The sequence below is a fragment of the Nocardioides jensenii JCM 1364 = NBRC 14755 genome (assembly GCF_001552535.1).
Classification (GTDB): domain Bacteria; phylum Actinomycetota; class Actinomycetes; order Propionibacteriales; family Nocardioidaceae; genus Nocardioides; species Nocardioides jensenii.
The window spans coordinates 17,239-42,738 of record NZ_BCRJ01000015.1; the positions used below are offsets into that span (position 1 = coordinate 17,239).

Consider the following 25,500-nt stretch of genomic DNA (forward strand, 5'->3'; position numbering starts at 1 on the left):
TCCGGCTTGTCCAGTGCTACGCCGGGCCGGACATCCACACTCACGACCTCCCGGCATCGCCTGACGGGGCGGCGGACGAGGACGTCCGTGCCCTGCTGGTGACGACGTGGAACAGCAGGATCACCACGACCAGGCCGCAGGTGGAGAGCAGCTGGTTGCGGGCATCTGTGTCGGTCAGCATCAGCAGCACGAGCGCGGCAAGTGCGGCCAGCACTCCCCAGTTCGACCACGGGTGTGCCCAGGACCGGATCGCCAGCGGGGTGCCGGCGGCGCGCGCCTCGGCGGCCAGTCGCGGACCGAGACGCAGTTGGGCCACCACGATCAGTGTCCAGACCACGAGCAGGGCTGCTCCGACGGCATTGAGGAGGATGCCCAACAACGAATCGGGCAACAGCCAGTTGAGCAACACCGCCACGAAGCCGAAGAAGATGGACACGAGAACGGAGACCCACGGCACCTCCGTCCGAGAGATCCTCGTGAGGGCCGCGGGGCCGTCGCCGCGGCGAGCCAGGGAGTAGGCCATCCGGGACGTTCCGTAGACCTGCGCGTTGAACGCGGAGAGCAGGGCCAGCACGACCACGACCTCCATCAGCGACGCTGCGACAGGGATCCCGGACAGCTCCAGGACAGCTGCGAAGGGGCCGGCCTCCAGAGCGGGGGAGTTCCACGGCATGACCAGCACCATCAGCGCGATCGAGCCGAGGTAGAAGAACAGGATCCGCCACACGATGCTGCGGGTGGAACGGGCCACCGCCAATGGGGGATCCTCGGCCTCGGCGGAGGCGATGGTCACGATCTCGATGCCCCCGAAGGCGAACGCGACGACGAGGAGGCCCGCCGCGACACCGGCAAGCCCGTTGGGCGCGAAGCCGCCGTCGCCGAGGAGGTGCGTCGTACCGACCGGGTCGGTGCCCGGCAGCAGGCCGAGCGCCAGCAGCACGCCGATCACGAGGAAGGCGATGATCGCAGCCACCTTGATGAAGGCGAACCAGAACTCGAACTCACCGAACTGGCGGACGCCCCAGAGGTTGATGACCGCGAAGAGGCTCACGAAGGCCAGTGCCACCAGCCACTGGGGAACCCCGGGGGTCCAGCCGCTGACGATCTGCGCTGCCCCGGTGATCTCTGCCCCGAGGACCATGACCAGCATGAACCAGTAGAGCCAGCCGAGCAGGAAGCCCGCCCACGGCCCCAGCGCCTCCTCGGCGTACACGGAGAAGGACCCGCTCGCGGGTCGCGCGCTCGCCATCTCCGCGAGCATGCGCATGACCAGGATCACCACGGCGCCGGCCAGGGCGTAGGAGACCAGGATCGCCGGACCGGCAGTGGCGATGCCGACCCCGGAGCCGAGGAACAGGCCGGCCCCGATCGCGGAACCGAGTCCCATCATCGTCAGGTGTCGGGTTCGCAGGCCATGCCCGAGGTGGGCGGTGTCGTCAGCGTGGTCCTGAACCGGTTGGGAAGTCATCGTCCTCCTGGTCTCGTGTGCCTTCCGGGCAACCGGTCCAGCCTAGGTAAGACGGGCCGGTTCCAGCGACTCCGCGAGCTGCCCGACACCGGGCCCGTGACCGGGCAGCGGGGCGGCGCCGAGTGGCGTCGCCCGCCAATGACAGGATTGAACGATGACCGCAACCCTGGTGGCCCATGGCCTGGCTGGAGGGTACGGCCATCGCACACTCTTCGAGTCCCTTGACCTGACCGTCGCCCCCGGCGACGTCGTCGGCGTCGTGGGTGCGAACGGTGCCGGAAAGTCCACCCTGCTCAGGTTGCTCGCCGGCCTCGACGAACCCCAGGGCGGAACCGTGACGCTGTCGCCGGCGGAGGCCTTCGTCGGCTGGCTGCCCCAGGAACACGAACGCGTGGTCGGCGAGACGGTCTCCGACTACGTTGCCCGCCGTACCGGCTGCGCCGCGGCGACCAGGGCCATGGATGCGGCGGCAGCGGCACTCGGTGACCCGTCGGCCTCGGAGGCGAACGGGGTCGACCCGAACGACGCCTATTCGTCGGCGCTCGATCACTGGCTGGCCAGCGGCGCTGCCGACCTCGAAGACCGCCTCCCGGTCGTCTTGGCCGAGCTCGGTCTCGGCGGGACGTTCATCGAGAGGGCCCTGATGACCTCTCTTTCGGGCGGGCAGGCTGCCCGCGTCGGGCTGGCCGCGCTGTTGCTCTCACGATTCGACATCGTGCTGCTGGACGAGCCCACCAACGACCTCGATCTCGATGGTCTCGAGCGACTGGAGGCGTTCGTGCAGGGGCTTCGCGGCGGAGTGGTGCTGGTCAGCCACGATCGCGAGTTCCTCGCGCGCTGTGTGACACGGGTGCTGGAACTCGACCTGGCGCAGGGCTCCAACCGGGTGTTCGGTGGCGGCTACGACTCCTACCTCGACGAGCGAGCGACGGTTCGTCGCCATCAGCGGGAGAAGTACGACGAGTTCGCGAACAAGAAGGCAGATCTCGTCTCGCGGGCCAGGACCCAGCGCGAATGGTCGAGTCAGGGCGTGCGCAACGCCATGAAGAAGGCACCGGACAACGACAAGATCAGACGCAAGGCCGCCACCGAGTCCAGTGAGAAGCAGGCACAGAAGGTGCGCCAGATGGAGAGCCGGATCGCCCAGCTCGATGAGGTCGAGGAACCACGCAAGGAATGGCAGCTCGAGTTCAGCATCGGTGCAGCTCCTCGTTCCAGCTCGGTGGTCTCGACGCTCAACGACGCGGTCTTCCGGCAGGGCACGTTCACACTCGGACCGGTGTCGCTGCAGGTGAACGCGGGGGAGCGGATCGGCATCACCGGACCGAACGGCGCCGGCAAGTCGACGCTGCTCCGCGCTCTGCTCGGACACCAGCGCCCTGATCAGGGATCCGCGAGCCTCGGCGCCAGCGTGCAGATCGGCGAGATCGACCAGGCGCGGTCCCTGCTGTCCGGGTCGCGGCCCCTCGCGGCAGCCTTCGAGGCACTCGTCCCCGACATGGCCTCGGGCGAGGTGCGCACGCTGCTGGCCAAGTTCGGGCTCAAGGCAGACCATGTGAATCGCCCCGTCGAGGAGCTGTCGCCGGGGGAGCGCACCCGGGCGGGCCTCGCCCTGCTTCAGGCGCGGGGAGTCAACGTGCTGGTGCTCGACGAGCCGACCAACCACCTCGACCTGGCGGCCATCGAGCAGCTCGAGCAGGCGCTCACGGCGTACGACGGAGCGCTTCTGCTGGTGACCCACGACCGGCGGATGCTCGCCACCGTGCGGACCGACCGCCGGTGGCGGGTCGAGGCAGGCCAGGTCAGCGAGTCGTAGTCCGTGCGGCGCGGTGTCAGGTCGCTGCGATGACCCGTTCGAGGTACGCCGCCACGTGCTCGTCGTCCCAACCACGTGACTCCCGCAGGCCATCGGCCAGCATCGCGAGGTACGCCGGGCTGGGCTGCGTGTGCGGCACGGCGTCGAAACCGTGGGGTGCGGTGAAGGTCAGCATCGGTAGGCCGTCGCGGACACCGACGTCGATGAGCGTCTCGTAGTGTCCGGGGCCTGCTTCATGGCGCCCAGTCTCGAGGCCGCTGATGATGACCTCCTCGAGGGGGTCGCCGGGCTCGGGAATGCGGTGCATCTCCTGGGCAGCCACGTCGGCGAACTGCTCGGCGGAGATCAGGTAGGCGCGCGCCGCGGTCGGCCCGTGAGCATCGTGGTCGTAGAACGCGACCCCGCCGCCCCACACCGGTGACTCGCCCGCGAAGTAGAGCCGGCCGGGCAGATCGACGGCGAGATCCTCGACCGGCAGCGTCGCGTCGCGCGCCCCGACGTACGTCGTCGCGCCGCCGGGCGGCCGGCCACCGGCGATGTACGTCGCCAGTCTCGCGCGGCTCATGTTGGATCCGTAGCTGACGTACCAGACCTGTGCATCGCTCATCGGTCGCCATTGTGCCGGAAATGCGGTGGCACCCCGCAGCGGGCGGCTGCGAGAGTGGCGGTCATGAATCCTGACGAGCTCCTGGTCGCGTACGACGCCCAGCTGCGCACCGATGCCGAGACCCCCAGTGCGATCGACGTGACCCGCCTGGGGCCGTTGCGCCTGGTGACCTTCACAGGCGGGCGCGGCTTCGTCACCTATCAGGACCTCGGCGGCGCCGATGCCGACGAGATCGGTCGCTTGGTGGGAGAGGCGCTCGAGCACTACGAGGCCGACCCCGAGATCACCAAGGTCGAGTGGAAGACCCGCGGCCACGACCGGGCACCCGGACTCCACGAGGCGCTGCTCGAGCACGGTTTCGTGCAGGAGGAGTCGGAGTCGATCATGATCGGCGAGGCGCAGATGCTGGCCGTCGACGTCGAGCTGCCCGAAGGTGTGACGCTGCGTCAGGTCACCGAGCCGGCCGACGTCGAGGCGATGTGCGCGATGCAGGGCGAGGTGTTCGGTGACGACCCCGCCGACGGGTCGTCCCACCGGATGGCCGAGGCCATGTTGTCACGCCTGGCCAAGGACGACGGGATGGAGCTCTGGGTCGCTGAGGCAGACGGCATGATCGTCAGCGCGGGTCGGCTCGAACCCGTGCCGGACACGGACTTCGCCGGCATCTGGGGTGGCTCCACCCGACCGGAATGGCGCGGCCGGGGCATCTACCGGGCACTCACCTCGGCCCGCGCCCGCTCCGCCCTGGCTCGTGGAAAGACGCTGATGAACAGTGACTCCACCGAGTTCTCGCGGCCCATCCTGGAACGCTCCGGATTCGTCAAGGTCTCGACCACCACACCCTACGAATGGCGTCGCAGCGACGGGTGACTGAGGCTCGTCACTGGCTCCTGACCGTGCGTTTCTGCCCGATCGACATGAAGTTTCGCGTCGATCGGGCAGTTTCACAGGCGGACCCGCCCTGTGAAACTGCCCCGAGCACGGTCAGCGTGAGCCGCGGTTGCGCGGATGGGATCGGGCGGTGCGCTCGTTGCCGTGCTTGTAGTTGCCGGTCAGCCGGGCCATCAGCTCCTGGTCGTCACCGTCCTCGACGTCGTCGAGGAAGTCGGCGGCCCGGCGGCCGCGAAGCACTCCGGCCGGTCGTCCGTCGTGGGTGATCGCCACGGTGCCGTCCTTGCGGACCGTGTAGTCGAAGCCCTCGGGTGCGTTGCTCACCCGGCCAGTCAACCGCGGTGCGCCGGCGCGCCGCCACCCGATTTCCACCACCCGTGAGACCTCGCCCACGTGAGCGTCACCAAACCATGGGTTCGCGCGTTGCACCTGATGGCCGCACACCGCGGCCACGGATGAGGAGTACGACGCGTGGGACTGCCGTTCGCCCGACTGCTGGCGCCCCGGCCCGAGGGGCTCGAGGGGCGCGACCCCGACTTCATCCGGCGCATGCTGCCGCGACTGTGGCTGGGCACCAGCCTCTACTTCCGTCCCGAGGTCAACGGCTTCGAGAACGTGCCCGACGAGCCGGTGCTGTTCGTCGGCAACCACAGCGGCGGGGCCAACATCCCCGACACCTGGGTGTTCACGCTGGCCTACCACACCTATTTCACCGTCGAAGGCCGCCCTCTCGCCGGGCTCGGCCACAAGATCATCGCGATGACCCCGGTGGTCGGTGACTTCGCCCGCAAGTTCGGCATGGTCACCGCCGGCAACGAGAAGGCCGACGAGCTCTTCGCCAATGGTGCCTCGGTGATGGTCTACCCCGGCGGTGACGTCGAGGCGCTGCGCCCATGGCGCGACCGCAACAAGATCGTCTTCGACGGGCGCAAGGGCTTCCTGCGGCTGGCCCACCGCAACAACGTGAAGATCGTTCCCGTGGTGGCCACCGGTGGTCAGGACACCTTCTTCGTGATCAACGACGGACGTGCCACGGCGAGATTCCTCAAGCTGGACAAGCTCCTGCGGCTCAAGACGCTCCCGCTCTCGATCAGCTTCCCGTGGGGGCTGTTGCCCGGCGACCTGCCCCACGTCCCGCTGCCCGCCAAGATCCGCATCCAGGTGCTGCCGCCGATCGACCTGCGCGAGCTCTTCGGCGACGACCCCGACTGGGACGAGGCCTACGACTACGTCACCAGTCTCATGCAGGTCGGCCTGTCGAACCTGGCCACTCGCACCGTGATCCCGGTGCTCGGCTGATGGCCACCGACGTCACCCGCACGGTCGTCGTACGCCGGCCCGTGGTGGAGGTCGCTGCCTTCGCGACCGACCCGGACCGGCTGCTGCCGATCATGGGCGGCATCGACCGCTTCGAACGCGTCGCCGACGGCGAGTACGACGTGTTCCTCGACGTCGGCACCATCCACATCGGTGGCCGCGTGATGCTCGAGAACCCGGCACCGAACACGCTCGCCTGGCGGTCGGTGCGAGGCACGACCAGCACGTTCCGACTGGTCGTGGAGGAGCACCCCGACGGCTCGTTGGTGACCGCAAGGATGACGCTGCGACTCAGTGGGCTGCTGATGGCGAGGCTCTCGGAGGTGCTCGGCCGCGGCATCATGGGGCGGCACCTGACCGCCGGGCTCGAGCAGTTGCGCCACCATCTCGAACACGAGAGTCGTGCGTGACCTGAGCCACGTCCACGCGTTTGACCAGGCATGACGCCTCTTGCGCTCGTGCCCGTGGTCGCCCTGATCAGTCTGGGTCTGGCCCTCCCGAGCGCCCCGGCGACGGCCGACGCGGAGGCCCCGACCGCGGTCGCGACGAAGCGGGTCTACCAGGAGTACGTCTCCCTGGGTGACTCCTGGTCGGCCGACGTGAAGCTCGCCGACCTCAACGGACTGCCCGACACCCGGCACGTGCCGATGGACTGCGCCCAGTCGCAGAGCAACTACCCGAAGCTGCTGGCCAGGGCGCTGAAGGTGAGGGCGCACCGTGACGCGACCTGCGGATCGGCCACGACCGATGACTTCACGACGCCGCAGAAGCTGCCACTGGGCGGCACCAACGCCCCGCAGTTCGACCGGCTCACGAAGACGACCGACCTGGTCACCGTCGGCATCGGAGGCAACGATGCCGGCATTGCGGCCGCGGCGCTCGACTGTCTCAGCGTGCTGCCCCAGGCACTGCCACTGCCACCGGGCAGCATCCCGTCGCTGCCCAGCTTGGGCGTCCCGCTGCTGCCCTCACAGCTGCCGCTCGGCGGCTGCAAGGAGCGCTTCACCGCCGGGGGAGTCGACGTCCTCGACCAGGCGATCAAGGCCTCGGAGCCCAAGCTGGTGCGCGCCCTGCGCCACATCCACAAGCGCTCGCCCCGGGCCCGGATCCTGATGGTCGACTATCTCGCCGCGGTGCCGACCACGGGCTGCTACCCGCTGCTGCCGATGACCGAGTCCGACCGCGCCTACCTCTACACGACCTTTCGCAAGCTCAACGCGATGATCAGGCGGGCCGCCACGAAGGGCGGCGCGGAGTTCGTCGACACCTACACGCCGTCGATCGGGCATGACGTCTGCGCCCCGCCGAACAAGAGGTACGTCGAGGTGGTGGGCGTCTCCGTGAACGGTCCGGGTGTGGGTGTGCCGGCCCACCCGAACTCGGCAGGTGCCGCTGCCCAGTTCCGTGCGGTGCTCAAGCAGATCCGCTCGCGCTGAGCGAGGTCCGGGTGCCGTTGGGCAGGCCCCGCACGCCACCGGCCTCGGCCTACCGGCTGGCACTGGACCATGGCAGCGCGTCTCGCCGTTGCTCGCCCTCACCGGTCGACCGAGGGCTCGCCGGCCCGGCTCAGTCGGCTGCTCGCAGGGGAGCCCCCACCGAGTGCATGTGCCGCAGGGCGATCCCGTAGGACTCGACCAGCCCGGCTTCGGCGTACTCCACGCCACGCTCGGCGCAGAAGTCGCGCACCATCGGCTGCGCCTTGGCCAGGTTGGCGCACGGCATGCTCGGGAAGAGATGGTGCTCGATCTGGTAGTTCAACCCACCCAGCGCGACGTCGACCACGGGGCCACCGCGCACGTTGCGTGAGGTGAGCACCTGCTTGCGCAGGAAGTCCGGCTCGCGGTCACCGGTCAGGGTCGGCATCCCCTTGTGGTTCGGGGCGAACGAGCAACCGAGGTAGAGCCCGAACACCGCCTGGTTGAGCAGGATGAACGCCACCGCGAGACCGGGGGAGAGCACCGTGAAGACCAGGCTGAGGTAGATCACGAAGTGGGCCAGCAGCAGGCCGCCCTCGAGCCGCCTGGCCCTCAGCCCGGGCTTCAGCACGGCCCGCACCCCCGAGACATGCAGGTTGAACGCCTCGAGGGTGAGCAGCGGGAAGAACAGGAACGCCTCGTACCTGCCGATGAACCGGGCTGCGCCACTGGCGTGACGGGCCTGCTCCTGCGACCACAGCAACAGGTCTGGGGAGACGTCCGGGTCGAGCTCCTCGTGGTTGGGGTTGGCGTGGTGGCGGGTGTGCTTGTCCATCCACCAGCCGTAGCTCATGCCGACACCGAGGTTGCCGACGATGCGCCCCGCGATCTCGCTGGGCCGGCGGGTGCGGAAGACCTGCCGGTGTGCGATGTCGTGCGCCAGCAGGGCCAGCTGCGCGAACACGACGGCGAGTACGACGGCCGTCACCAGCTGCCAGGCCGTGTTGCCGATGGCCACGAACGACGCCCAGCCGACCACCACCGCGACGCCCAGCAGGGCGAAGCGGGCCAGGTAGTAGCCCGGGCGCCGGTCGAGGAGCCCGGCATCGTCGATGCGGCGCCGCAGCTCGGCGAAGTCGGATCCGCCGTGATCGCGGCGGCTGGCGGGCGCGGTGTGCAGGTCGATGGTCATACGTCGAGTCTTCGCCGACGCCGGGCCGTGCGCGATGGCGCTCAGTCCCGTTCGGTGGTGGTGCCAGCACCACCCTCAGCTCACCTCAGCCGGGTCACGCTCCTCGACGCCGAGCACGATCAGCACCTGGGCGACCACGTAGGTGAGCATGATCCAGAAGCCGTCGTGCGCGATCTCGATCTCGCTGAAGGCACCCAGCGCGATCAGCCCGTCGGAGACCAGGAAGACCGCGCCGCCCGCCCACACCATCGGGTTCACCCCGGTGGCCAGCACCGCCATCACGCCCAGGCAGGCGCCATAGACGAGCACCGGGACGAGCAATGAGCCGGCACCATCGGCGCACAGCGCGACCAGCAGCGCCACGGCCACGACGTACGGCGCGAGGGCGACCCGGCCGACGTGGAACACGGAGCGGTCGGCGTAGGGCCGGAACGCGACGATGTAGGTGACCTGGGCGAGCAGGAAGCAGCCGACCATCACCAGGAACTCGGCGTCTCCGGAGAAGAACCTCGGCAGCGCATCACCCAGCCAGGAGAAGAGGAGCGCCACCAGGGTGAGCCGAGCCAGACGGGGTCGATCCGGACGGGAGTCGAGCCACAGGGCGCCGGCCAGCAGCGGCATCAGCAGCCACTGGGTGCCGTCAGCGACACGGTCCTGCTCCATCCATTGCGCCCAGAGGTGCACGCCGGTGACCGCCGACAACGTGCCCAGCAGGGTCACCGACAGCACGGGACGAGGCATCAGGCACGACTCCGATCGCGAGTGAGGTATCCGGTCAGGATGCCGATGACGACACCGATCACGGTCTCGACACCCCGGTCGAAGAGCAGGGTTCTGGTGGGTGTGGGCGCGGCCAGGTGCACCATCAGCAACGCCAACGGCGTGATCACCACGAGGGCCAGTGCATAGTTCCGGCCGACGAGGAGCTCGGCCCCGACCTGGAGCACCACGACCACCAGGATCAGCACCAGGCCGCGTGGTTCCAGGGCGAGGAGCAGCCCGGCCGTGAGCAGTCCGAGCCCGGTCCCGACGACCCGCTGCAGGCCCCTCACCAGTTGCGGGAACAGGTCCTTGGCGGCCAGCGGAACCACGGCGGAGACCATCGCCCAGTAGGGATGCCCGATTCCGATCCCGGTGGCAACCGCGCCGGCGACCAGGACGCCGATCACACTGCGGGCCACGTGTCTCCGGGCCGCGGAGGGGTGTCGCGGGTGCCAGGCGGAGGCCCGACCGGACGGACGGCGTACGGCGCGCCAGGCGGAACCTGCCGAGCCCACACCGACGGCGAAGAGGGCCGAGCCGCCCGCGACCAGCACGGCGGCGCCCAGGTCCTCGACCTGGGCGGGGATCGAGGCGACCGCGGCGAAGGCGAAGATCATGAAGAGAGGCCCGGGTGGGTGCCAGTCCTCCAGGTCCGAGAACCACGAGCCGATGCCGGCGACCAGGCCGGCCACCGGCACGGCCAGCCAGGCGCGGTGCGGTGAGATCCCGACGACCACACCCAGCGCCACCGAAGCGGTCAGTGCGACGGCGAGGGTGACCTGCAGCTGAGCCCTGCCCCGGCCACCCCGCTGGCGTCCGTAGAGGGACGTGAACGCACCGAAGGCGGCATAGATCGACCAGTCGAGGTGACCCATCGACCAGAGCACCAGCAGCGGAACCAGCACCGAGAGGCCGGCCCGCAGCGCGACACGGTGCGCGCCGTTGTGGGGACCGACTCGCAGTGCGGAGCGAGTCAGGTCGCGGTGGAGGATCACTGCACGCATTCTGCCTTGCCCCGGGCCAGGGAGAGCACGTGCTCCCGCATCGTCGCTCGGGGCTCGGGCTACCTAGGATCAACGCATGGGAACCGAATTCGACCGCGACATCGAGATCACCACTGCCGCCGAGGGTGAGTACGCCGCCGAGCTGGCCCCCGGCTGGGTGGTGGGCGGCGGTGTCAACGGTGGCTATCTGCTTGCGGTGATCGGCAACGCACTGCGCGCCTCGGCGCCCGGCAAGCCGGACCCGATCGCGGTCACCGCCTACTACCTGGCCGCCTCGAAGCCCGGACCGGCCACGATCCGCACCCGTGTGCTGCGTGAAGGACGCGGCACGAGCACGCTGGCCGCCGACCTGAGCCAGGACGGCACGGACTGCATCACCGTGCTGGCGACGTACGGCGACCTGTCGACGCTGTCCGACGACGTCCGCACCACCGCCGTCGAACCCGAGCTGCCGGCGCTGGAGGAGTGTCTGTCGGTCTCGATGGCTCCCGAGGAGATCCGCCGGATCGCCCCCTTGATGTCGCGCTTCGACCTGCGGCTCGATCCGGCGTACGCCGGTTGGGCGATGGGCAAGCCGAGCGGCAACGGAGTGATCCAGGGCTGGCTCCGCCTCAACGACGACCGCGAGCCCGACCCGCTCTCGCTGCTGCTGGCCGTCGACGCGCTGCCGCCGGTGACCTTCGACCTCGGGATGCCCGGGTGGGCCCCGACCCTCGAGCTGAGTGCCCACATCCGCGCCGTCCCGGCGAAGGGGTGGCTGAAGGTGCGCCACGAGACCCGCAACCTGGCCGGCGGGATGTTCGAGGAGGACTGTGTGGTCTGGGACTCCGCCGGTCGGCTGGTGGCCCAGTCGCGGCAGTTGGCCAAGGCCCCGCGGCCCGAGACCCGTGGCTGATCAAGGCCGCTTGTCGAACCACTTCTTCTTCATCGAGAAGATCCAGCGGCGACGCGGGTGCTCGGTCACCGACCACAGCTCCTGGCGCGAGGGCCAGTAGGACAGGTCCTCGCAGCCGATCGGCGTGGCCCACCGGTGCTTGTGGAACCGGCCCGGGCCACCGACGTACACGTTGCCGGGGAAGACCGGCCCGTTGGAGGCCGTCGCGTAGTAGGTGCCACCGGTGACCGCCACGCCCTGCATCTGGACCACGCCGCCGTCCTCGAGCGTCAGCGGCCGCGAGTAGCCGTCGTCACCGAGCACCAGGTGCATGCTCTCGGCGTCGATCGGGTAGCGGGCCAGCCGCGTGGTCTGCTTGCCGCGGCCGTATTCGCCGACGACCAGCTCGGGTGGCCGGGTCGAACGGTCGAGTGACATGAACGAGTAGCGCAGTCGCTCCAGACCCTCGTCGGAGTGGGCCCGGTAGGAGAACCGGACCGGCAGCACGTAGCGGTAGCCGAACGAGGCGACCTTGTCCTCAGCGGCACCCAGCGCGAGGCGGTCCGGTACGCCGCGCTCGTCCGGCACCCGCAGGATGTCGTCGACGCGGCAGGTCATGAAGCCCTTCGAGGTGGCCGCGATGTGCAGGTAGGGGCCCGCCCACACGATGCCGCCGGCGTGCACCTTCAGCGGTGCCAGCTTCATCTCGCCGTCGTCGCCGAGCGTCGGCACCACCAGCAGCACGTGGCGGTACCTCATGGTCTCGAGGTCGACGATGCTGATCCGCGACCCCTTGTTCACGCCCTCGGTCTCCTTGGCATACCAGGTGGTGACCAGGAGCCGTCGTCCGTCGAAGTCCTCCGTGTCGGAGGCATCGGCCGACGTGGTGATGCCCTGCGGCCACCAGCGTTCGCTGCGGCAGTCGGACCGGTCCCACCGGTAGGCCCGGTGCACCGCTCGACCGAACGCGAAGAAGCTGCGGTGCGCCTGACGGTTGAGGTCGTGCAGCACACCTTCGAGTCCGACTCGGCCGCCGAGTCGTTCGGCCAGCGCGTCGATCTCGTCGATGTTCTCGTCGGTGCGGTGCAGGTGGACGCCCTGGACGAACTCGAAAGCCATGGCCTCACCGTAACGATCATCGGCCGGCGCACCATGAAGCAAGTCGTCGGTGCCGCGATCGCGTGGCACGGGTGCGTGCTGGCGGCCCGGCGTACGGCGTACCAGCACGCACCCGCGCCTTGAGTGCACGATCCGTGCTCGATTCTGCGCCGAGATGAACACGGATCGTGCACTCAAGGAGGCCGCCCGTGGTTTCGAGACGGCCTCGTTCCTCGGCCTCCTCAACCACCGAGGGTCGGCCGCGTGGCAGGCTGGCGCACCATGAAGCAAGTCGTCGGTGCCGCGATCGTGCGGCACGGGTGCGTGCTCGCTGCCCGACGTACCGCGCCACCGGAGGCCGCGGGCCGGTGGGAGTTCCCCGGCGGCAAGGTCGAGCCGGGGGAGACACCGGACGAGGCGATCGCGCGTGAGATCGCCGAAGAGCTCGGCTGCAGCATCAGCGTCACCGGTTGGCTCGACGGCGCCGCGCCGATCGGAGACACTCACGTGCTCACCGTGGCGACGGCGACCATCAGCGCCGGCCGGCCTCAGCCCAATGAGCACGACGCGCTGCGGTGGCTCGCACCCGACGAGCTGGGCGCGGTCGACTGGCTCGAGCCCGACCGCCCGTTCCTCGCCCAGCTTGCTGGGATACTGAAGCAGTGAGAGGGATCTTCTTCGAGGAGGACGACGCACGCGCCGTTGTCGCCCAGCTGCTGCGCGAGGGCTGGGAAGCCTCCGTGGTGCGCGAGCGTCTGGCCGGCGAGGACGACGACGAGGACCACCCCTGGGCGGTGGTCACCGACGCGCCGCCGTTCCAGTTCGAGATGCTCATCGACCAGTACGACGGCTGGCTGGACGCCGAGGAGTCGGCTCCGGACCCGGCGGTCGTCGTACCGCCCCTGGACCTGCCGACCGCACCGAAGCGGATCAAGCGGCCCACCGAACCCGGCGCCTGAAAAAGACTGGAGCGGCCTCACTAGTCTGGTGCCATGACCGACCAGCGACTGCTCCTCGTGCACGCCCACCCCGACGACGAGTCGATCGGCCAGGGGGCCACCATGGCCAGGTACGTCGCCGAGGGCCGTGGCGTCACGCTCGTGACCTGTACGGCGGGTGAGATGGGCGAGATCCTCGTCCCCGAGCTGACGCATCTCGCCGCTGACAAGGACGACGGTCTCGGCGAGCATCGGCGAGGTGAGCTCGAGAACGCGATGAAGGCGCTCGGCGTCACCGACCACCGCTTCCTCGGCGGCTTCGGCACCTACCGTGACTCAGGCATGAAGTGGCACGAGGACGGCCACGCCGTCGCGGCCGACCTGCCAGAAAATGGGAGTGGTCACGAGAACGCCTTCGCAGCAGCCGACCTCAATGAGGCGGCTGACCATCTGGTGAAGGTGATCCGTGAGGTCCGGCCCCAGGTGCTGGTGACCTATGACCAGTTCGGCGGATACGGCCACCCCGACCACATCCAGGCCCACCGGGTCGCGATGTACGCCGCCCAGCTGGCCGGCGTGGCGTCGTACAAGCTCGATCTGGGTGAGCCGTGGGAGATCGCGAAGATCTACTGGGGCGCGATGAGCGAGAACAGGATGCGCGAGAGCCTGCGCCAGATCCGCGCGTCCGGGGACACCACCTCCTTCGAGGGCATGGAGCCCGACGGTGACCTCGGACCGTTCGTGACGCCAGACGACCAGCTCGCCGCGCGCGTGGACGGCACCGGCTTCATCGACCGCAAGATGGCGGCCCTGGCCGCGCACGAGACGCAGATCGAGAAGGACGGGTTCTTCTTCTCCGGCGCCGAGAGCGGCCATGCGTTCTGGGGCGACGAGTTCTTCCGGCTGGCCAAGGGCACGCCCGGGCCGGTCGCCGACGACGGCCTCGAGACCGATCTGTTCGCCGGTCTGTGACGGTGGTCCCAGCGTCGCCAGCGCCCACAGTGCCGACAGCGCCGGCATCGCCGTCCTGGCGACCGCGGGGCGTCGTCCTCGTGGCGCTGGTGGTGCTGGCCGTGCTGGTCGGCCTCGGCACCGCGGTGGCCTCGATCGCGGTGCACGAGAAGTCGTGGGCCTGGCTGGCGTTGGCACTGGCCGCCCCGCTGGCCACCGCGTGGGCGCTGCCCGCAGGCTGGCTGCGCGCCGGGTTCGGCGTGGGCTGGCTGGCGTTGCTCTTCATCGGTCTGCAGACCCGCCCCGAGGGCGACTTCGTGATCCTCTCCTCCGCCAGGGGCTACGGGCTCCTGGTCGGTGGGCTGGTCCTGCTGGTGCTGATCATCGTCACCTTGCCGGTGCGGCGCCGGGCCGTCGAATCCTGATCCGTCAACCCTGACGCTTAGGATGACGCGGGTGAACACGAAGCCCTCGCGCGAGAGCAACGGCGGCCGAGTCGTCATCCTGACGATCGTCGGCCTCCTCGTCCTGTTCGGTGGCGGTTACGTCGCGGCGTACGCCGGAGCCGGGGCCAAGGTGCCGCGTGGCACCTCCGTCGCCGGGGTCGAGATCGGCGGCAAGACCCACGCCGACGCCGTTGCCGCGGTCGAGAAGGAGCTGGCCGAGCGCACCGAGGTGCAGGTGAGCGTGGACGGCAAGCCCGCCACGGTCTCCATGGCGGACGCCGGCATCTCCGTCGACGCCGAGGCCTCGGTCACCGAGGCCGGCGGCGGCCGCAGCTGGGCGCCGCGACGGCTGTGGCACTACTACACGGGCGGCGAGGACGTCGATGCCGTGGTCGACGTCGACGACACCGCGCTCGAGGCGACCGCGGCCAAGCTCAGCAAGGAGTTCGGCACCCCCGCCAAGGACGGCTCGGTCGCGTTCAAGGGCGGCAACGTGCGTCGTAGCGCCGCGGCGAAGGGCACCGAGGTCGCTGTCGACGACGTCCGCGACGCCCTGGTCAAGGCCTACCTGACCGGCGGCGAGGCGTCACTCGACCTGGTCGAGGCCGACCCCGAGATCGACGACGACGACGTCCAGGAGGCGCTCAACGACTTCGCCAACGCGGCCGTCTCGGCGCCGGTCACCCTGATCTTCGACAAGACGCGAGTGCGACTGGCGCCCAAGGACTACTCCTCGGCCCTGTCGATGAAGGCCGAGGACGGGGAGCTGGTCCCGTCGCTCGACGAGAAGATGCTGGCCGCCCTGGTGAAGTCCCGGGTGGCCGACCCCAAGGGCGCCCCGGTCGATGCCTCCTTCAAGGTGGTCAACGGCAAGCCGCGCGTGGTGCCGGCCAAGCCGGGTGTGGACTACAGGCCCTCCGACATCTCCTCCGCCTTCCTCGACCTGGTCGGCGACCGTTCGGGCAAGCGCGAGGTCAAGGTGAAGGCGACCGTCAAGCAACCCGACTTCACCACCGCCGACGCCCGCAAGCTGGGGATCAAGGAGCAGGTGTCGACCTTCACCACGAACTTCCCGCACGCCGACTACCGCAACGTCAACCTCGGACGGGCCGCCGAGCTGATCTCGGGCACCGTGCTGAAGCCCGGCGAGACCTTCTCGCTCAACGACACGGTGGGGGAGCGGACCGCCGAGAACGGCTTCACCAAGGGCTTCATCATCAGCAACGGCATCTTCAAGGAGGACTTCGGCGGCGGGGTCTCGCAGATGGCGACCACCCTGTTCAACACGATGTTCTTCGCCGGTCTCGAAGACGTCGAGCACAAGCCGCACTCGTTCTACATCGACCGCTACCCGGTGGGTCGCGAGGCGACCGTGGTCTGGGGCGCCCTCGACCTGAAGTTCAAGAACGACACCGACCACGGCATCCTGATCGACGCCCGACTCTCACCGAGCTCGTACTCCAGCCAAGGCGCCCTGACCGTGTCCATGTACTCCACCAAGACGTGGGACATCACCACCAAGACCGGTGAGCGCTACAACTTCACCTCGCCGCAGACCCGCACCCTGACCACCCCCGACTGCACCTCGAACTCCGGGTACGGCGGGTTCGACATCGACGTGTGGCGCTACTTCCACGAGCCCGGTTCCTCGACGGTCGAGCGCACGGAGAAGTTCCACACCACCTACACGCCGTCGGACACGGTGGTCTGCCAGGACCCGCCGGCTCCGAAGAAGAAGCCGTCGGGCGGGGACACCGACAACTGAGCGCAGTCGACTCTCCTTCGACCGGGCCTAGGGCGCGGAGCCCGCGAGCAGGGTACGCGCCAGTCTGCGGGCCTCGGCCCGGTCCGGGCCGCCGAACGAGGTGTCGATCTCGACCTGGGTGTCGGTCGCGATGCCGAACCAGGCGAGGGTGAACTCGATCGACTCCAGTCGACCTACCCCGTGCTCCTCGGCCAACGGCATGATCTGGAGGATCATGTCGGTCACCTCTTCCGTGCTCGCCCGGTGCGACACCTCGACCGTGGCATAGGTGATGTCGCCGTTGACGAGGTCACCGCGCACGTCCATCTCGGCCTCGCTGACCGCGGGGAGGCGCTCGACTGCCTGCTCCAGGTCGTCCGCCGCGTCCTTCGACTGCCCACTCGCGCAGCCGACGAGCCCGCACAGGAACAGGAGGATGACCGTCAGACGTCGCATGGTGCACACCCTTCCCCGCCAGCGGTGTCGTAACACCTCGCCGGCCCCTTCGTTTGAGTGACCATGCGCTCACTTCGCCTGGCACTCGGGGCCCTGCTCGCCATCGCTCTCATCGGATCGGGTGCCGCCCTGCCCGCGGTGGCCGCCGCGGACGGATTCCCGCTGCCACTGCCCACCTCTCCGGCGGGTGACCCTCCGGGCGCCAACGACTGGAACTGCCAGCCGACTGCCCAACGGCCCAGTCCGGTGATCCTGGTGCACGGCACGTTCGGGGACCGCAAGAACCTCCTCGAGAACCTGTCGAAGGGCATCAAGGCTGCCGGCTTCTGTGTCTTCTCCCTCGACTACGGCAACCGCGGCACCGGCGACATCGTGGCCTCGGCGAAGACGTTGAAGGCGTACGTCGCCCGTGTGCGCACGGCGACCGGCGCAGCGAAGGTCTCCCTGGTCGGGCACAGTCAGGGCGGCATGATGCCGCGCTACTACATCAAGTTCCTGGGCGGTGCCACGGTCGTCGACGACCTGGTCGGGATCGCGCCCTCCAACCACGGCACCGACCAGATCGGCCAGCTGGCACCCCTGATGGGTGTGGTCGGCCCGATCCTCGACCTGGTCTGCCGGGCGTGCAGCCAGCAGGCCACCGACTCGCCGTTCCTGCAGCGGCTCAACGCCGGTGACGAGACACCCGGCACCGTGAGCTACACCCAGATCACCACCCGGCACGACGAGGTCGTCGTGCCGCACACGTCGGGCTACCTGGCGGCCGGTCCGCGGACCACGAACCTGACGCTCCAGAATGCCTGCCCACGCGAGCTCGCCGAGCACGTGTTGATCCCGTTGAGTCGGCCCGCGGTCAGCTGGACCCTCGACGCCCTGACCCACGAGGGTCCGGCGCGGTCGTCGTACAAGCCGGCCTGCTGACGGGAGCACACGGTGGCACCGCCGCGACCCAGGGTCGCGGCGGTGCCCCGTCACGTGAGGCGTCGGGGAGCTCAGGGCGTCAGTCGGTGCAGGTCCCGGGGGAACAGCGTGACCTCACGGATGTTGGTCGCCTCCACCAACCGGGCCACCCACCGCTCCAGGCCGATCGCGAAGCCGCCGTGGGGCGGCATGCCGTGCCGGAACGACTGCAGGTACGTCGCGTAGTCAGCCGGGTCCTCACCGCGCGCCCGGATCGCCTCGTCGTACGCCGAGGGCTCGTGCAGGCGCTGCCCGCCGGTGACCAGCTCGAGGCCGCGGAAGAGCAGGTCGAAGCTGTTCGACCAGCGGGCGTCGTCGGGGTGGGGGTGCGTGTAGAACGGCCGCTTCGCCATCGGGTAGCCCTCGACGGCGAGGAAGTCGCTTCCGTGGGTCTCGAGGGCCCAGGCGGCGAGGACACGCTCGTGCTCGGGTGCCAGGTCGGACTCGTCGTCGGGGGCGCCGACCAGGGCCAACGCGTCCCTGAAGTGGATCACCGGGATCTCGTCGGGGACCACGGGCACCCGGGCCCCGGCCAGCTCGGCCGCGTCGCCGGCGTGCTCGTGGACGGCTGCGACCATGCCGGCAACCACCTCGCGCAACATCGCCAGCACGTCGCGGTGGTCGTCGATGAAGCCGAACTCGACGTCGAGCGAGACGTACTCGGCCAGGTGCCGCACGGTGTCGTGCGGTTCGGCACGGAAGACCGGCCCGACCTCGTAGACCCGCTCGAAGACGCCGACCAGCTGCTGCTTGTAGAACTGCGGGCTCTGGGCGAGGTACGCGGGTCGGCCGAAGTAGTCGACCTCGAACACGTTGGCACCCGACTCGGTCGCCGACGCCACGAACTTGGGCGTCTGGATCTCGGTGAACCCGGCCGCGTCGAGCGTCGAGCGGAAGCCACGGAGTGAGGCGGCCGCCAGCTCCCACCGCGCCCGCTGTGCCGGGTGGCGCCAGGCCACGGGCGCGTTGTCGAGCATGGTCGGCAGGGTGCTGTTCAGCGCGGGCCGCCACAGCTCGACGGGTGGGGTGAGCGCCGGCTCGGTCAGCGCGCGGATCACCGGCTCGGTGATCTCGACACCGCCGGGCGCGGCCGCGTTGGCCGTGAGCACGCCTGTCACCTCGACGGTGGTCTCCTCCGGCGGCACCACGATGCCGGGGTCCTTGACCACCACCTGCGTGAGACCGGTGCGGTCGCGGACGACCAGGAACGTCAGTGCCGCGAGTTCGCGGCGGCGGTGGACCCAGCCCTGGATCCGGACGGCTGTTCCCGGGGTGGCGTGGGGGAGTTGTGCACTGAGAGTGCGTTGCATGAGGTTCACCTCCATGTCGGCTACGGAAGCCCTGGAGGTGTGGGCGGGGGCGAAGTCGCGGTGCCACCACACCTTTGCCGGGTTGGCCCCGGCCTCTCGTCGGTACGCCGAACGCGCGGACCGGCGCTTGTCGAGGGTCGTCACGCCTCACGTCGGTTGCGAAGATGCTAGTGCTCGACCGGTCTCCTGACCAACTGCCCTGACGACTGGGAGGAGTCCGTGGCCGGACCTCGATCGAGGAGCGCACCGTCTTCTGAGTGCGCAGTGCCCTGCATGCGACCATGCGCACGCAGGGCACTGCTCCGGTCACGGAACGGTCAGCCGATCACCTTGTCGCAGCCGCTCGGCCGCGAGGTGCCGAGCTTCTTCACGCTGGAGATGTCGTCCTCGACCGGCGTGTTGTTGCCCAGGTTGTTGTCCCGACCGTAGGGCCGCAGGCACAGGGTGTATCCGCCGTAGCTCCTGTGCTCGTACAGCTTCCACCAGCGGTTCGAGTAGTTCCGCACGCTGGAGATCGCGTCATCGACGTTGCCCCACCGCCAGTAGTCCGTGCAGGAGTAGTAGCCGTTGTAGTAGCACCAGTGATCGTTGCCGAAGTTGGTGTCGTAGCCCTGACGGGTGTCGCAGAACCCCGAGTAGTTGTCGTTGAGACAGAACTTCAGCCCCGTCGTCGCCGCCTGCGCCGACGACGGCACCATGGCCAACGCCCCCACCACCAAGAATCCGACCAGCAGTGAGCGAATCGCGCGCAGAGTCACCATGTGATCCCCCGATCTGGGTGAACGACCCGATGTCGTTCGAGGGCCCGGACGCTAGCAAGGGGCCGCGTCCAGGCGCACCCCTTTCCGGCCCCGCAGCGGCCGCCGTAAGGGAACCGTAAGCAAGATCCGTGGCGGCAGGCGGGAGCGTCAGCCGGGAGCCGCGAGGTAGCGGTAGACGTGGTGCGTGACGAACCCCAGCCGCTCGTAGAGCGTCATCGCGGCGGTGTTGTCGCTGCGGACCTGCAGGTAGGCCGTGGTCGCACCCGAGGATGCGCCCCAGTCGACGAGCTCGGCGACCAGGGCGGTGGACAGCCCCTGGCGGCGTACGTCGTCCGCGGTCCAGATGTCGTAGAGCCCCAGCCAGTCGGCGTCGAGGGCGGCTCGCGCGCGAGCCCGTTCGTCGAGGGAGGCCACGGCCCGGACGCCGTCGCTCGCCAGCTCGATGTCGTTCCTCGGCGCAGGCAGGGCTCGGTGCAGCCGGGCCAGGGATGCGACCTGGAACAGCGAGTCGGCCTCACCGGGCCGGGCCTCGACCCAGCCGAGCGACCCGAGGGCGACATCCTGTTCGGAGCCGACGACCACCTGGGCCCACGCCGACCGTCGCAACGACGAGTAGAAGGCCACGACCTGCTCCGCGGCCGCGGGGTACGGCATCCCGGGGTCTCCCATCGCCAGGACGGAACCGGCCCGCGCGATCTCCTGGGGGGTGACGTCGCTGCGCATCACCCACTCGCCGAGAGGGCGGGTCGGGACGTCGGGCCACATGGTCAGGCAGTGGAGCTCGGCGTCTCGGGCGGAGACCCGGTGCCGCACCGATGGCCGGGGTGGGACCGGCTTTCCGGAGACGATGTCGGCGATCTCGATCGACACCGCCGGGCCCGACGCCGGCGCGACGACACAGACCCCGTCGGCCCACGAGATGCACACGCCGAGGACGTCGGTCAGGGCCGGGCCGCCGGTTGGCCCGGACTCTCCGCGGACGATGCGGCGGACCACGACGCGCTGGCCCACGACGTGCGGACCGAGCCGGTGCCTGCCCACGTCCTGGGAGTCAGCGACGGAATCCATGACTGGGATACTAGGCTGTCGGTAGCAACCCGCATTCGTCAGTCTTCAGGAGGAACTGGTGACCTACGTCATCGCCCAGCCGTGTGTCGACCTCAAGGACCGTGCATGTGTCGACGAGTGCCCTGTCGACTGCATCTACGAAGGCAAGCGGATGCTCTACATCCACCCGGACGAGTGCGTCGACTGCGGTGCCTGTGAGCCGGTCTGCCCCGTCGAGGCGATCTTCTACGAGGACGACACCCCGGAGCAGTGGAAGGACTACTACGACGCCAACGTCAAGTTCTTCGACGACCTGGGCTCACCCGGTGGGGCCGCAAAGATGGGCGTGATCGACAAGGACCACCCGTTCATCGCCGCCCTCGAGCCGCAGAACCAGGACTCCTGATCTCGGTGGTTGAGAAGGCGCGCCAGCGCCGTCTCGAAACGCACGTCTCCCGTCGGCTCCCCGACTTCCCGTGGGACAAGCTGACGGCGTACGCCGCCACGGCGCGAGCTCACCCTGACGGCATCGTCGACCTCTCCGTCGGCACTCCGGTCGACCCGACGCCGAAGGTGGCGCAGGACGCGTTGATCGCGGCCGCGGACAACCCGGGCTACCCGGTCACGATCGGCAAGGTCGAGACCCGCCAGGCGATCATCGACTGGATGGCTCGCACCCTGGGGGTGACCGGTCCGGGGCTCGACGGCGTCCTCCCGGTCATCGGCTCCAAGGAGCTGATCGCCGGCCTTGCCCTGCACCTGGGCGTCGGTGCCGGCGACCTGGTGGTCTTCCCGCAACTGGCCTACCCCACCTACGAGGTGGGCGCGGCACTGGTCGGCGCGCGGACCCTGGCCGCGGACTCGTTGACCGCGATCGGACCCGAGGTGCCGAAGATCCTGTGGATCAACTCGCCCTCGAACCCGTCGGGCAAGGTCCTGCCGGTCGACCACCTCAAGAAGGTCGTCGACTGGTGCCGCCAGCGAGGCACCATCCTGGTCTCCGACGAGTGCTACATCGAGATGGCCTGGGACACCGAGCACCCACCGGTCTCGGTGCTGCACCCCGACGTCTGCGGTGACAGCCACGACGGCATCCTCGCGGTCCACTCCCTGTCCAAGCGCTCCAACCTGGCCGGCTACCGCTGCGCGTTCGTCGCGGGCGACACGGCGTTGATCGGTGAGCTGCTGGCGGTGCGCAAGAACCTCGGCCTGCAGATGCCCGGGCCGCAACAGATCGCGATGATCGCCGCCCTCGACGACGACGCCCACGTTGCCGAGCAGCACGCGCGCTACGCCGCCCGACGCGCCAAGCTCAGAGAGGCGCTGGAGCGAGCGGGCTTCCGCATCGACCACTCCGAGGCCTCCCTCTATCTCTGGGCGACCCGTGACGAAGACTGCTGGGCGACCGTCGCAGCCCTGGCCGAGCAGGGGATTCTGGTGGCCCCCGGGGCGTTCTACGGCGCCGCCGGTCACCAGCACGTGCGCGTGGCGTTCACCGCGACCGACGAGCGGGTCGATGCCGCCGTACGCCGACTGGCCTGACCGCTCTTCGGTGGTCGAGTAGGACGCCCCGCGCCCGAGTCGAGACCGCACTGCCTCCGGACCGGGGTCAGTCGTGCACGTCGACGTGCACGTGGTCGCGGTGCTCGAGGACGGCGACGGTGCCGGCCGGCTTCCCCTCGACGTCGCCGGGGTCGTAGTCGCGCCAGCCCTGCTCGGACCTGGTGCCGAAGGTCCAGATCCGGTCGTCGAAGATGACGTGGTCGATGTCGAGCCGATCGGCCTGCGCGACCAGGTAGTAGGCCATCGCCCATCCCTGCTTGCGGTTCGCCTCGTTGATCGGTCGCACGAAGACGTCGATGGCCCGGCCCTCGTAGTGCGCCGAGCCGTCCATGTGACCCGAGTCCACGCCACCCGGCGCGAACCCGCCCAGGGCCTGGTCGCCGAAGGCAGCCTGCAGATCGGCGCGTACGACGCTCGCACGGTGGGTCAGGCCTGACCGGTCGAGGTCGTCGTCCTCGCCTGCGGGCCGGCCCTGGACGACGCACGTGAACTGACCGTCCGGCGAGTTGCCGGTCAGTGCCGAGGCAAGGGCGCGGGCGTCGTCGGCATGGGCCTCGTAGGCCTCGGGATGCCCCGATCTCTGCACGCGCTGGGCCGCCTCGGTGATGCGCATCGACTCGTAGCCGTCGATCCGCACGAGGGCGTCGTAGAACGCGTTCGTCGCGTAGTAGGCGTCGAGGACCTGCTCTCTCGTGCCCCAGCCCTGGGAGGGCCGCTGCTGGAAGATCCCGAGTGAGTCGCGGTCGCCGTACTCCAGGTTGACGATCTTGGACTCCTGGAACGCGGTGGCCAGGGCGATGCTGACCGCGCGTGCGGGCAGACCGCGGCGTACGCCGATGGCCGCGATCAGCGACGCGTTCTCCGCCTGCTCGAGACTCAGCTCGACCTCGTGCCCGTCGACCTTCGCGGTGCACGACTCAGGGTCGGGGAGGGGGCCGAACCCGCGCTCGACCGCGATCGCCACGCCGGCGACGACGGCGATGACGGCCAGACCGCCCGCGATCCGGCCACGTGTGCCCATGTGGTCTCGTTTCGGCGCGACTAGTCGTTGGCGTGGAGGGCGGCGTTGAGCTCGATGCCCTGTCCCTTCCACGCGACGGCCTCGATGGCGCCACTGACCGAGTTGCGGCGGAACAGCACGTTGTTGGCACCAGAGAGGGTCGAGGCCTTGACCACGGAGCCGTCCTCGAGGGTCACCTTGGTGCCTGCGGTGACATAGCAACCGGCCTCGACCACGCAGTCATCGCCCAGCGAGATGCCGAGACCGGAGTTGGCGCCGAGCAGACAGCGCTCGCCGATCGAGATGACCTGCTTGCCGCCGCCGGAGAGGGTGCCCATGATCGAGGCACCGCCGCCGACGTCGGATCCGTCGCCGACCACGACGCCGCCGGAGATGCGTCCCTCGACCATCGAGGCGCCCAGGGTGCCGGCGTTGAAGTTCACGAAGCCCTCGTGCATGACGGTCGTACCCGAGGCCAGGTGGGCACCGAGCCGCACCCGGTCGGCGTCACCGATGCGGACGCCACTGGGAACGACGTAGTCGACCATCCGGGGGAACTTGTCGACACCGAAGACGGTGACGTGCTGGCCCGCGGCCCGCAGGCGGGCGCGGGTGAGCTCGAAGCCCTCCACGGAGCAGGGGCCGGCGCTGGTCCACACGACGTTGGTCAGCAACCCGAACATGCCGTCGAGCGACAGCCCGTGAGGAGGCACGACACGCGCCGAGAGCAGATGGAGCCGGAGCCAGACGTCGGCGGTGTCGACCGGGGCCGCGGCCAGGTCGGCGATCGTGACCAGACGCACCTCACGTCGCACGCCGCGGATCTCGTCGTCGCCCTCGAGCGCGGTCAGCTCGGCGGGCGCCGAGGCGTCGGCAGGCGCCGCACCGAGGGTGGGCTGGGGGAACCAGACGTCGAGGACGGTGCCGTCGGTGGTGAGAGTGGCCAGGCCGTGGGCCCATGCGGGGCCGGAAGTCGTGTCAGTCACGGGCGCAACTCTACGGTCGTGCTCCCAGCGTCGGGCAGGTGCTCCGAACTCAGTAGTGCCAGCTCTCGATCTTCCACTCGCCGGCGTCGGTGTGAACCATCTCGATGGTGAAAGTGCCGACGCTGGAGCCATCGGCGGTCATGTCGACCCCGACGGTGGCACTGTCGCTGCTGATGGAGGTCACGTCAGGCTCCCCGAACGTGATGCCCTCGGCGTCGTCGGTGGTGATCTCCGAGCAGTCGGCGGAGTCCGGGTCGATCAACCAGGCCTTTGCGATGTCGCACTGGTTGCCCTCGATGGCCGAGACGAAGGTCGTCGCCACGGCCGTCACCGTGCTGGCGTCCACACTCATGCCGGGCGTGGTGGTCTCGGGCTCCACCTCGGTCGTTCCGGGCTGGGTCTCACTACCACCGCTGTCGCCGCTCTCGTCGCTGAAGTCGACCAGCCACTCGCCGTCGACCTTGGTCAGCGGGAACTCCTCGGTGCCCGGCTCCCCGTCCTCGACGTACTCGGTCTCGACGACGGCCTTGTCCCCGTCGACGGACTTCTCGGTCACCTTGGTGGTCTCGATGTCACCCGCGGAGTTGATCGCGTCGCACGGGAAGTCCTCGCCGTCGACGATGAGGCCCTGGGCGGCCTCGCAGTCACCCTTCTCCGCCGCCGCGACCAGGGCCTCGACCGTCTCGACCGGGGAGCGGTCGCTGCCACCGCCGCTGTCGTCATCGTCGTCGCCACCGGAGAGGAGGACCGCGGCGATGATGCCGCCGATCACCAGCACCAGGACGACCAGAACGCCGATCAGGACCTTCTTGTTGATCCCGCCGCCCTGGCCGCCGCCCTGGCCGCCGCCCTGGCCGCCGCCCTGGCCGTAGCCGGCCGGCGGGGCGCCGAGCT

General features: G+C 69.5%; 28 protein-coding genes. 14 read left to right on the forward strand and 14 right to left on the reverse strand.

Features of this window, described 5'->3' with window-relative positions:
- Nucleotides 1-40: 40 nt before the first annotated feature.
- Nucleotides 41-1,468 (reverse strand): amino acid permease, encoded by a 1,428-nt coding sequence (locus tag NJ4_RS06210; RefSeq protein WP_067431777.1) that lies wholly within the window; start codon nucleotides 1,466-1,468, stop codon nucleotides 41-43.
- A gap of 154 nt (nucleotides 1,469-1,622) precedes the next feature.
- On the opposite strand from NJ4_RS06210, the gene abc-f reads away from it, so the two are divergent.
- A complete protein-coding gene (abc-f, locus tag NJ4_RS26880) occupies nucleotides 1,623-3,284 on the forward strand; it encodes a ribosomal protection-like ABC-F family protein (protein WP_067431779.1) in 1,662 nt (553 codons plus the stop codon).
- Nucleotides 3,285-3,300: 16 nt separating this feature from the next.
- Here the strand turns inward: abc-f and NJ4_RS06220 are convergent, their stop codons facing one another.
- The gene (locus NJ4_RS06220) at nucleotides 3,301-3,891 is read right to left on the reverse strand and encodes a histone deacetylase (protein ID WP_067431782.1); all 591 of its coding nucleotides are present in this window, start codon (nucleotides 3,889-3,891) and stop codon (nucleotides 3,301-3,303) included.
- 63 nt (nucleotides 3,892-3,954) lie between these two features.
- Between NJ4_RS06220 and NJ4_RS06225 the strand changes: the two genes are divergently transcribed.
- On the forward strand, nucleotides 3,955-4,761 hold the full coding sequence (locus NJ4_RS06225; RefSeq protein WP_067431783.1) for a GNAT family N-acetyltransferase: 807 nt from the start codon (nucleotides 3,955-3,957) through the stop codon (nucleotides 4,759-4,761).
- A 114-nt stretch (nucleotides 4,762-4,875) separates the two neighbouring features.
- On the opposite strand, the gene NJ4_RS06230 is transcribed toward NJ4_RS06225, so the two are convergent.
- Nucleotides 4,876-5,106 (reverse strand): hypothetical protein, encoded by a 231-nt coding sequence (locus NJ4_RS06230; protein WP_067431839.1) that lies wholly within the window; start codon nucleotides 5,104-5,106, stop codon nucleotides 4,876-4,878.
- 147 nt (nucleotides 5,107-5,253) lie between these two features.
- Here NJ4_RS06230 and NJ4_RS06235 point away from each other — a divergent pair, with 147 nt between their 5' ends.
- The 3 genes from NJ4_RS06235 to NJ4_RS06245 are packed head-to-tail and all read left to right on the forward strand — an operon-like array spanning nucleotide 5,254 to nucleotide 7,535.
- Entirely contained in the window at nucleotides 5,254-6,081 is an 828-nt protein-coding gene (locus NJ4_RS06235; RefSeq protein ID WP_067431784.1) for a lysophospholipid acyltransferase family protein, read from the forward strand.
- Entirely contained in the window at nucleotides 6,081-6,509 is a 429-nt protein-coding gene (locus tag NJ4_RS25560; protein ID WP_067431786.1) for an SRPBCC family protein, read from the forward strand. Before NJ4_RS06235 ends, NJ4_RS25560 begins: the two co-directional genes overlap by 1 nt.
- 30 nt (nucleotides 6,510-6,539) lie before the next feature.
- Entirely contained in the window at nucleotides 6,540-7,535 is a 996-nt protein-coding gene (locus NJ4_RS06245; RefSeq protein ID WP_082748233.1) for an SGNH/GDSL hydrolase family protein, read from the forward strand.
- 130 nt (nucleotides 7,536-7,665) lie between these two features.
- Here NJ4_RS06245 and NJ4_RS06250 read toward each other — a convergent pair whose 3' ends face one another.
- The 3 genes from NJ4_RS06250 to NJ4_RS06260 form a co-directional block, all read right to left on the reverse strand.
- Nucleotides 7,666-8,706, reverse strand: a complete 1,041-nt coding sequence (locus NJ4_RS06250) for a fatty acid desaturase family protein (RefSeq protein WP_067431795.1) — start codon at nucleotides 8,704-8,706, stop codon at nucleotides 7,666-7,668.
- 75 nt (nucleotides 8,707-8,781) lie between these two features.
- On the reverse strand, nucleotides 8,782-9,447 hold the full coding sequence (locus NJ4_RS06255; RefSeq protein ID WP_157550822.1) for a lysoplasmalogenase: 666 nt from the start codon (nucleotides 9,445-9,447) through the stop codon (nucleotides 8,782-8,784).
- Complete coding sequence (locus NJ4_RS06260) at nucleotides 9,447-10,463, reverse strand: FUSC family protein (protein ID WP_245644484.1); 1,017 nt, start codon at nucleotides 10,461-10,463, stop codon at nucleotides 9,447-9,449. Before NJ4_RS06260 ends, NJ4_RS06255 begins: the two co-directional genes overlap by 1 nt.
- A gap of 85 nt (nucleotides 10,464-10,548) precedes the next feature.
- On the opposite strand from NJ4_RS06260, the gene NJ4_RS06265 reads away from it, so the two are divergent.
- On the forward strand, nucleotides 10,549-11,367 hold the full coding sequence (locus tag NJ4_RS06265; protein WP_067431800.1) for a thioesterase family protein: 819 nt from the start codon (nucleotides 10,549-10,551) through the stop codon (nucleotides 11,365-11,367).
- Here NJ4_RS06265 and NJ4_RS06270 read toward each other — a convergent pair whose 3' ends face one another.
- On the reverse strand, nucleotides 11,368-12,465 hold the full coding sequence (locus NJ4_RS06270; protein ID WP_067431803.1) for a hypothetical protein: 1,098 nt from the start codon (nucleotides 12,463-12,465) through the stop codon (nucleotides 11,368-11,370).
- Nucleotides 12,466-12,726: 261 nt separating this feature from the next.
- Between NJ4_RS06270 and NJ4_RS06275 the strand changes: the two genes are divergently transcribed.
- From NJ4_RS06275 to NJ4_RS06295, 5 genes are read left to right on the forward strand one after another with little or no spacing between them, the layout of a single operon-like run.
- A complete protein-coding gene (locus NJ4_RS06275; protein WP_067431805.1) occupies nucleotides 12,727-13,110 on the forward strand; it encodes a (deoxy)nucleoside triphosphate pyrophosphohydrolase in 384 nt (127 codons plus the stop codon).
- Nucleotides 13,107-13,403, forward strand: coding sequence for a hypothetical protein (locus NJ4_RS06280; protein WP_067431808.1), 297 nt, complete (start codon nucleotides 13,107-13,109; stop codon nucleotides 13,401-13,403). Before NJ4_RS06275 ends, NJ4_RS06280 begins: the two co-directional genes overlap by 4 nt.
- Nucleotides 13,404-13,436: 33 nt before the next feature.
- Nucleotides 13,437-14,354 carry an N-acetyl-1-D-myo-inositol-2-amino-2-deoxy-alpha-D-glucopyranoside deacetylase gene (gene mshB / locus NJ4_RS06285; RefSeq protein WP_067431812.1) on the forward strand — a complete coding sequence of 306 codons (918 nt, stop codon included), beginning with the start codon at nucleotides 13,437-13,439 and terminating at the stop codon, nucleotides 14,352-14,354.
- Between the two features lie 29 nt (nucleotides 14,355-14,383).
- Nucleotides 14,384-14,758 carry a hypothetical protein gene (locus NJ4_RS06290; RefSeq protein WP_157550825.1) on the forward strand — a complete coding sequence of 125 codons (375 nt, stop codon included), beginning with the start codon at nucleotides 14,384-14,386 and terminating at the stop codon, nucleotides 14,756-14,758.
- A gap of 31 nt (nucleotides 14,759-14,789) precedes the next feature.
- Complete coding sequence (locus NJ4_RS06295; RefSeq protein ID WP_067431817.1) at nucleotides 14,790-16,544, forward strand: VanW family protein; 1,755 nt, start codon at nucleotides 14,790-14,792, stop codon at nucleotides 16,542-16,544.
- Between the two features lie 27 nt (nucleotides 16,545-16,571).
- Here the strand turns inward: NJ4_RS06295 and NJ4_RS06300 are convergent, their stop codons facing one another.
- Nucleotides 16,572-16,979 (reverse strand): hypothetical protein, encoded by a 408-nt coding sequence (locus tag NJ4_RS06300; RefSeq protein ID WP_067431819.1) that lies wholly within the window; start codon nucleotides 16,977-16,979, stop codon nucleotides 16,572-16,574.
- A gap of 63 nt (nucleotides 16,980-17,042) precedes the next feature.
- On the opposite strand from NJ4_RS06300, the gene NJ4_RS06305 reads away from it, so the two are divergent.
- Complete coding sequence (locus NJ4_RS06305; protein WP_067431821.1) at nucleotides 17,043-17,900, forward strand: lipase family alpha/beta hydrolase; 858 nt, start codon at nucleotides 17,043-17,045, stop codon at nucleotides 17,898-17,900.
- Between the two features lie 71 nt (nucleotides 17,901-17,971).
- Here NJ4_RS06305 and aspS read toward each other — a convergent pair whose 3' ends face one another.
- The 3 genes from aspS to NJ4_RS06320 all read right to left on the reverse strand — a co-directional run bounded on the left by aspS (nucleotide 17,972) and on the right by NJ4_RS06320 (nucleotide 21,078).
- Nucleotides 17,972-19,249, reverse strand: a complete 1,278-nt coding sequence (gene aspS / locus NJ4_RS06310; RefSeq protein WP_067431847.1) for an aspartate--tRNA(Asn) ligase — start codon at nucleotides 19,247-19,249, stop codon at nucleotides 17,972-17,974.
- A 317-nt stretch (nucleotides 19,250-19,566) separates the two neighbouring features.
- Complete coding sequence (locus NJ4_RS06315; protein ID WP_067431823.1) at nucleotides 19,567-20,010, reverse strand: hypothetical protein; 444 nt, start codon at nucleotides 20,008-20,010, stop codon at nucleotides 19,567-19,569.
- A gap of 147 nt (nucleotides 20,011-20,157) precedes the next feature.
- The gene (locus tag NJ4_RS06320; RefSeq protein WP_067431826.1) at nucleotides 20,158-21,078 is read right to left on the reverse strand and encodes a GNAT family N-acetyltransferase; all 921 of its coding nucleotides are present in this window, start codon (nucleotides 21,076-21,078) and stop codon (nucleotides 20,158-20,160) included.
- Nucleotides 21,079-21,136: 58 nt separating this feature from the next.
- Between NJ4_RS06320 and fdxA the strand changes: the two genes are divergently transcribed.
- Nucleotides 21,137-21,463, forward strand: coding sequence for a ferredoxin (fdxA, locus tag NJ4_RS26350; RefSeq protein ID WP_067431829.1), 327 nt, complete (start codon nucleotides 21,137-21,139; stop codon nucleotides 21,461-21,463).
- 5 nt (nucleotides 21,464-21,468) lie between these two features.
- The gene (gene dapC / locus NJ4_RS06330) at nucleotides 21,469-22,599 is read left to right on the forward strand and encodes a succinyldiaminopimelate transaminase (RefSeq protein ID WP_067431832.1); all 1,131 of its coding nucleotides are present in this window, start codon (nucleotides 21,469-21,471) and stop codon (nucleotides 22,597-22,599) included.
- A 67-nt stretch (nucleotides 22,600-22,666) separates the two neighbouring features.
- Here dapC and NJ4_RS06335 read toward each other — a convergent pair whose 3' ends face one another.
- From NJ4_RS06335 to NJ4_RS25925, 3 genes are all read right to left on the reverse strand, one after another.
- Nucleotides 22,667-23,641: a hypothetical protein gene (locus tag NJ4_RS06335; RefSeq protein ID WP_067431834.1), complete on the reverse strand. Its 975-nt coding sequence runs from the start codon at nucleotides 23,639-23,641 to the stop codon at nucleotides 22,667-22,669.
- 20 nt (nucleotides 23,642-23,661) lie between these two features.
- Nucleotides 23,662-24,606 carry a 2,3,4,5-tetrahydropyridine-2,6-dicarboxylate N-succinyltransferase gene (gene dapD / locus NJ4_RS06340; protein WP_245644485.1) on the reverse strand — a complete coding sequence of 315 codons (945 nt, stop codon included), beginning with the start codon at nucleotides 24,604-24,606 and terminating at the stop codon, nucleotides 23,662-23,664.
- Between the two features lie 49 nt (nucleotides 24,607-24,655).
- Nucleotides 24,656-25,500: hypothetical protein (locus tag NJ4_RS25925; RefSeq protein WP_217996784.1), on the reverse strand; the 845-nt coding region annotated here is incomplete at its 5' end.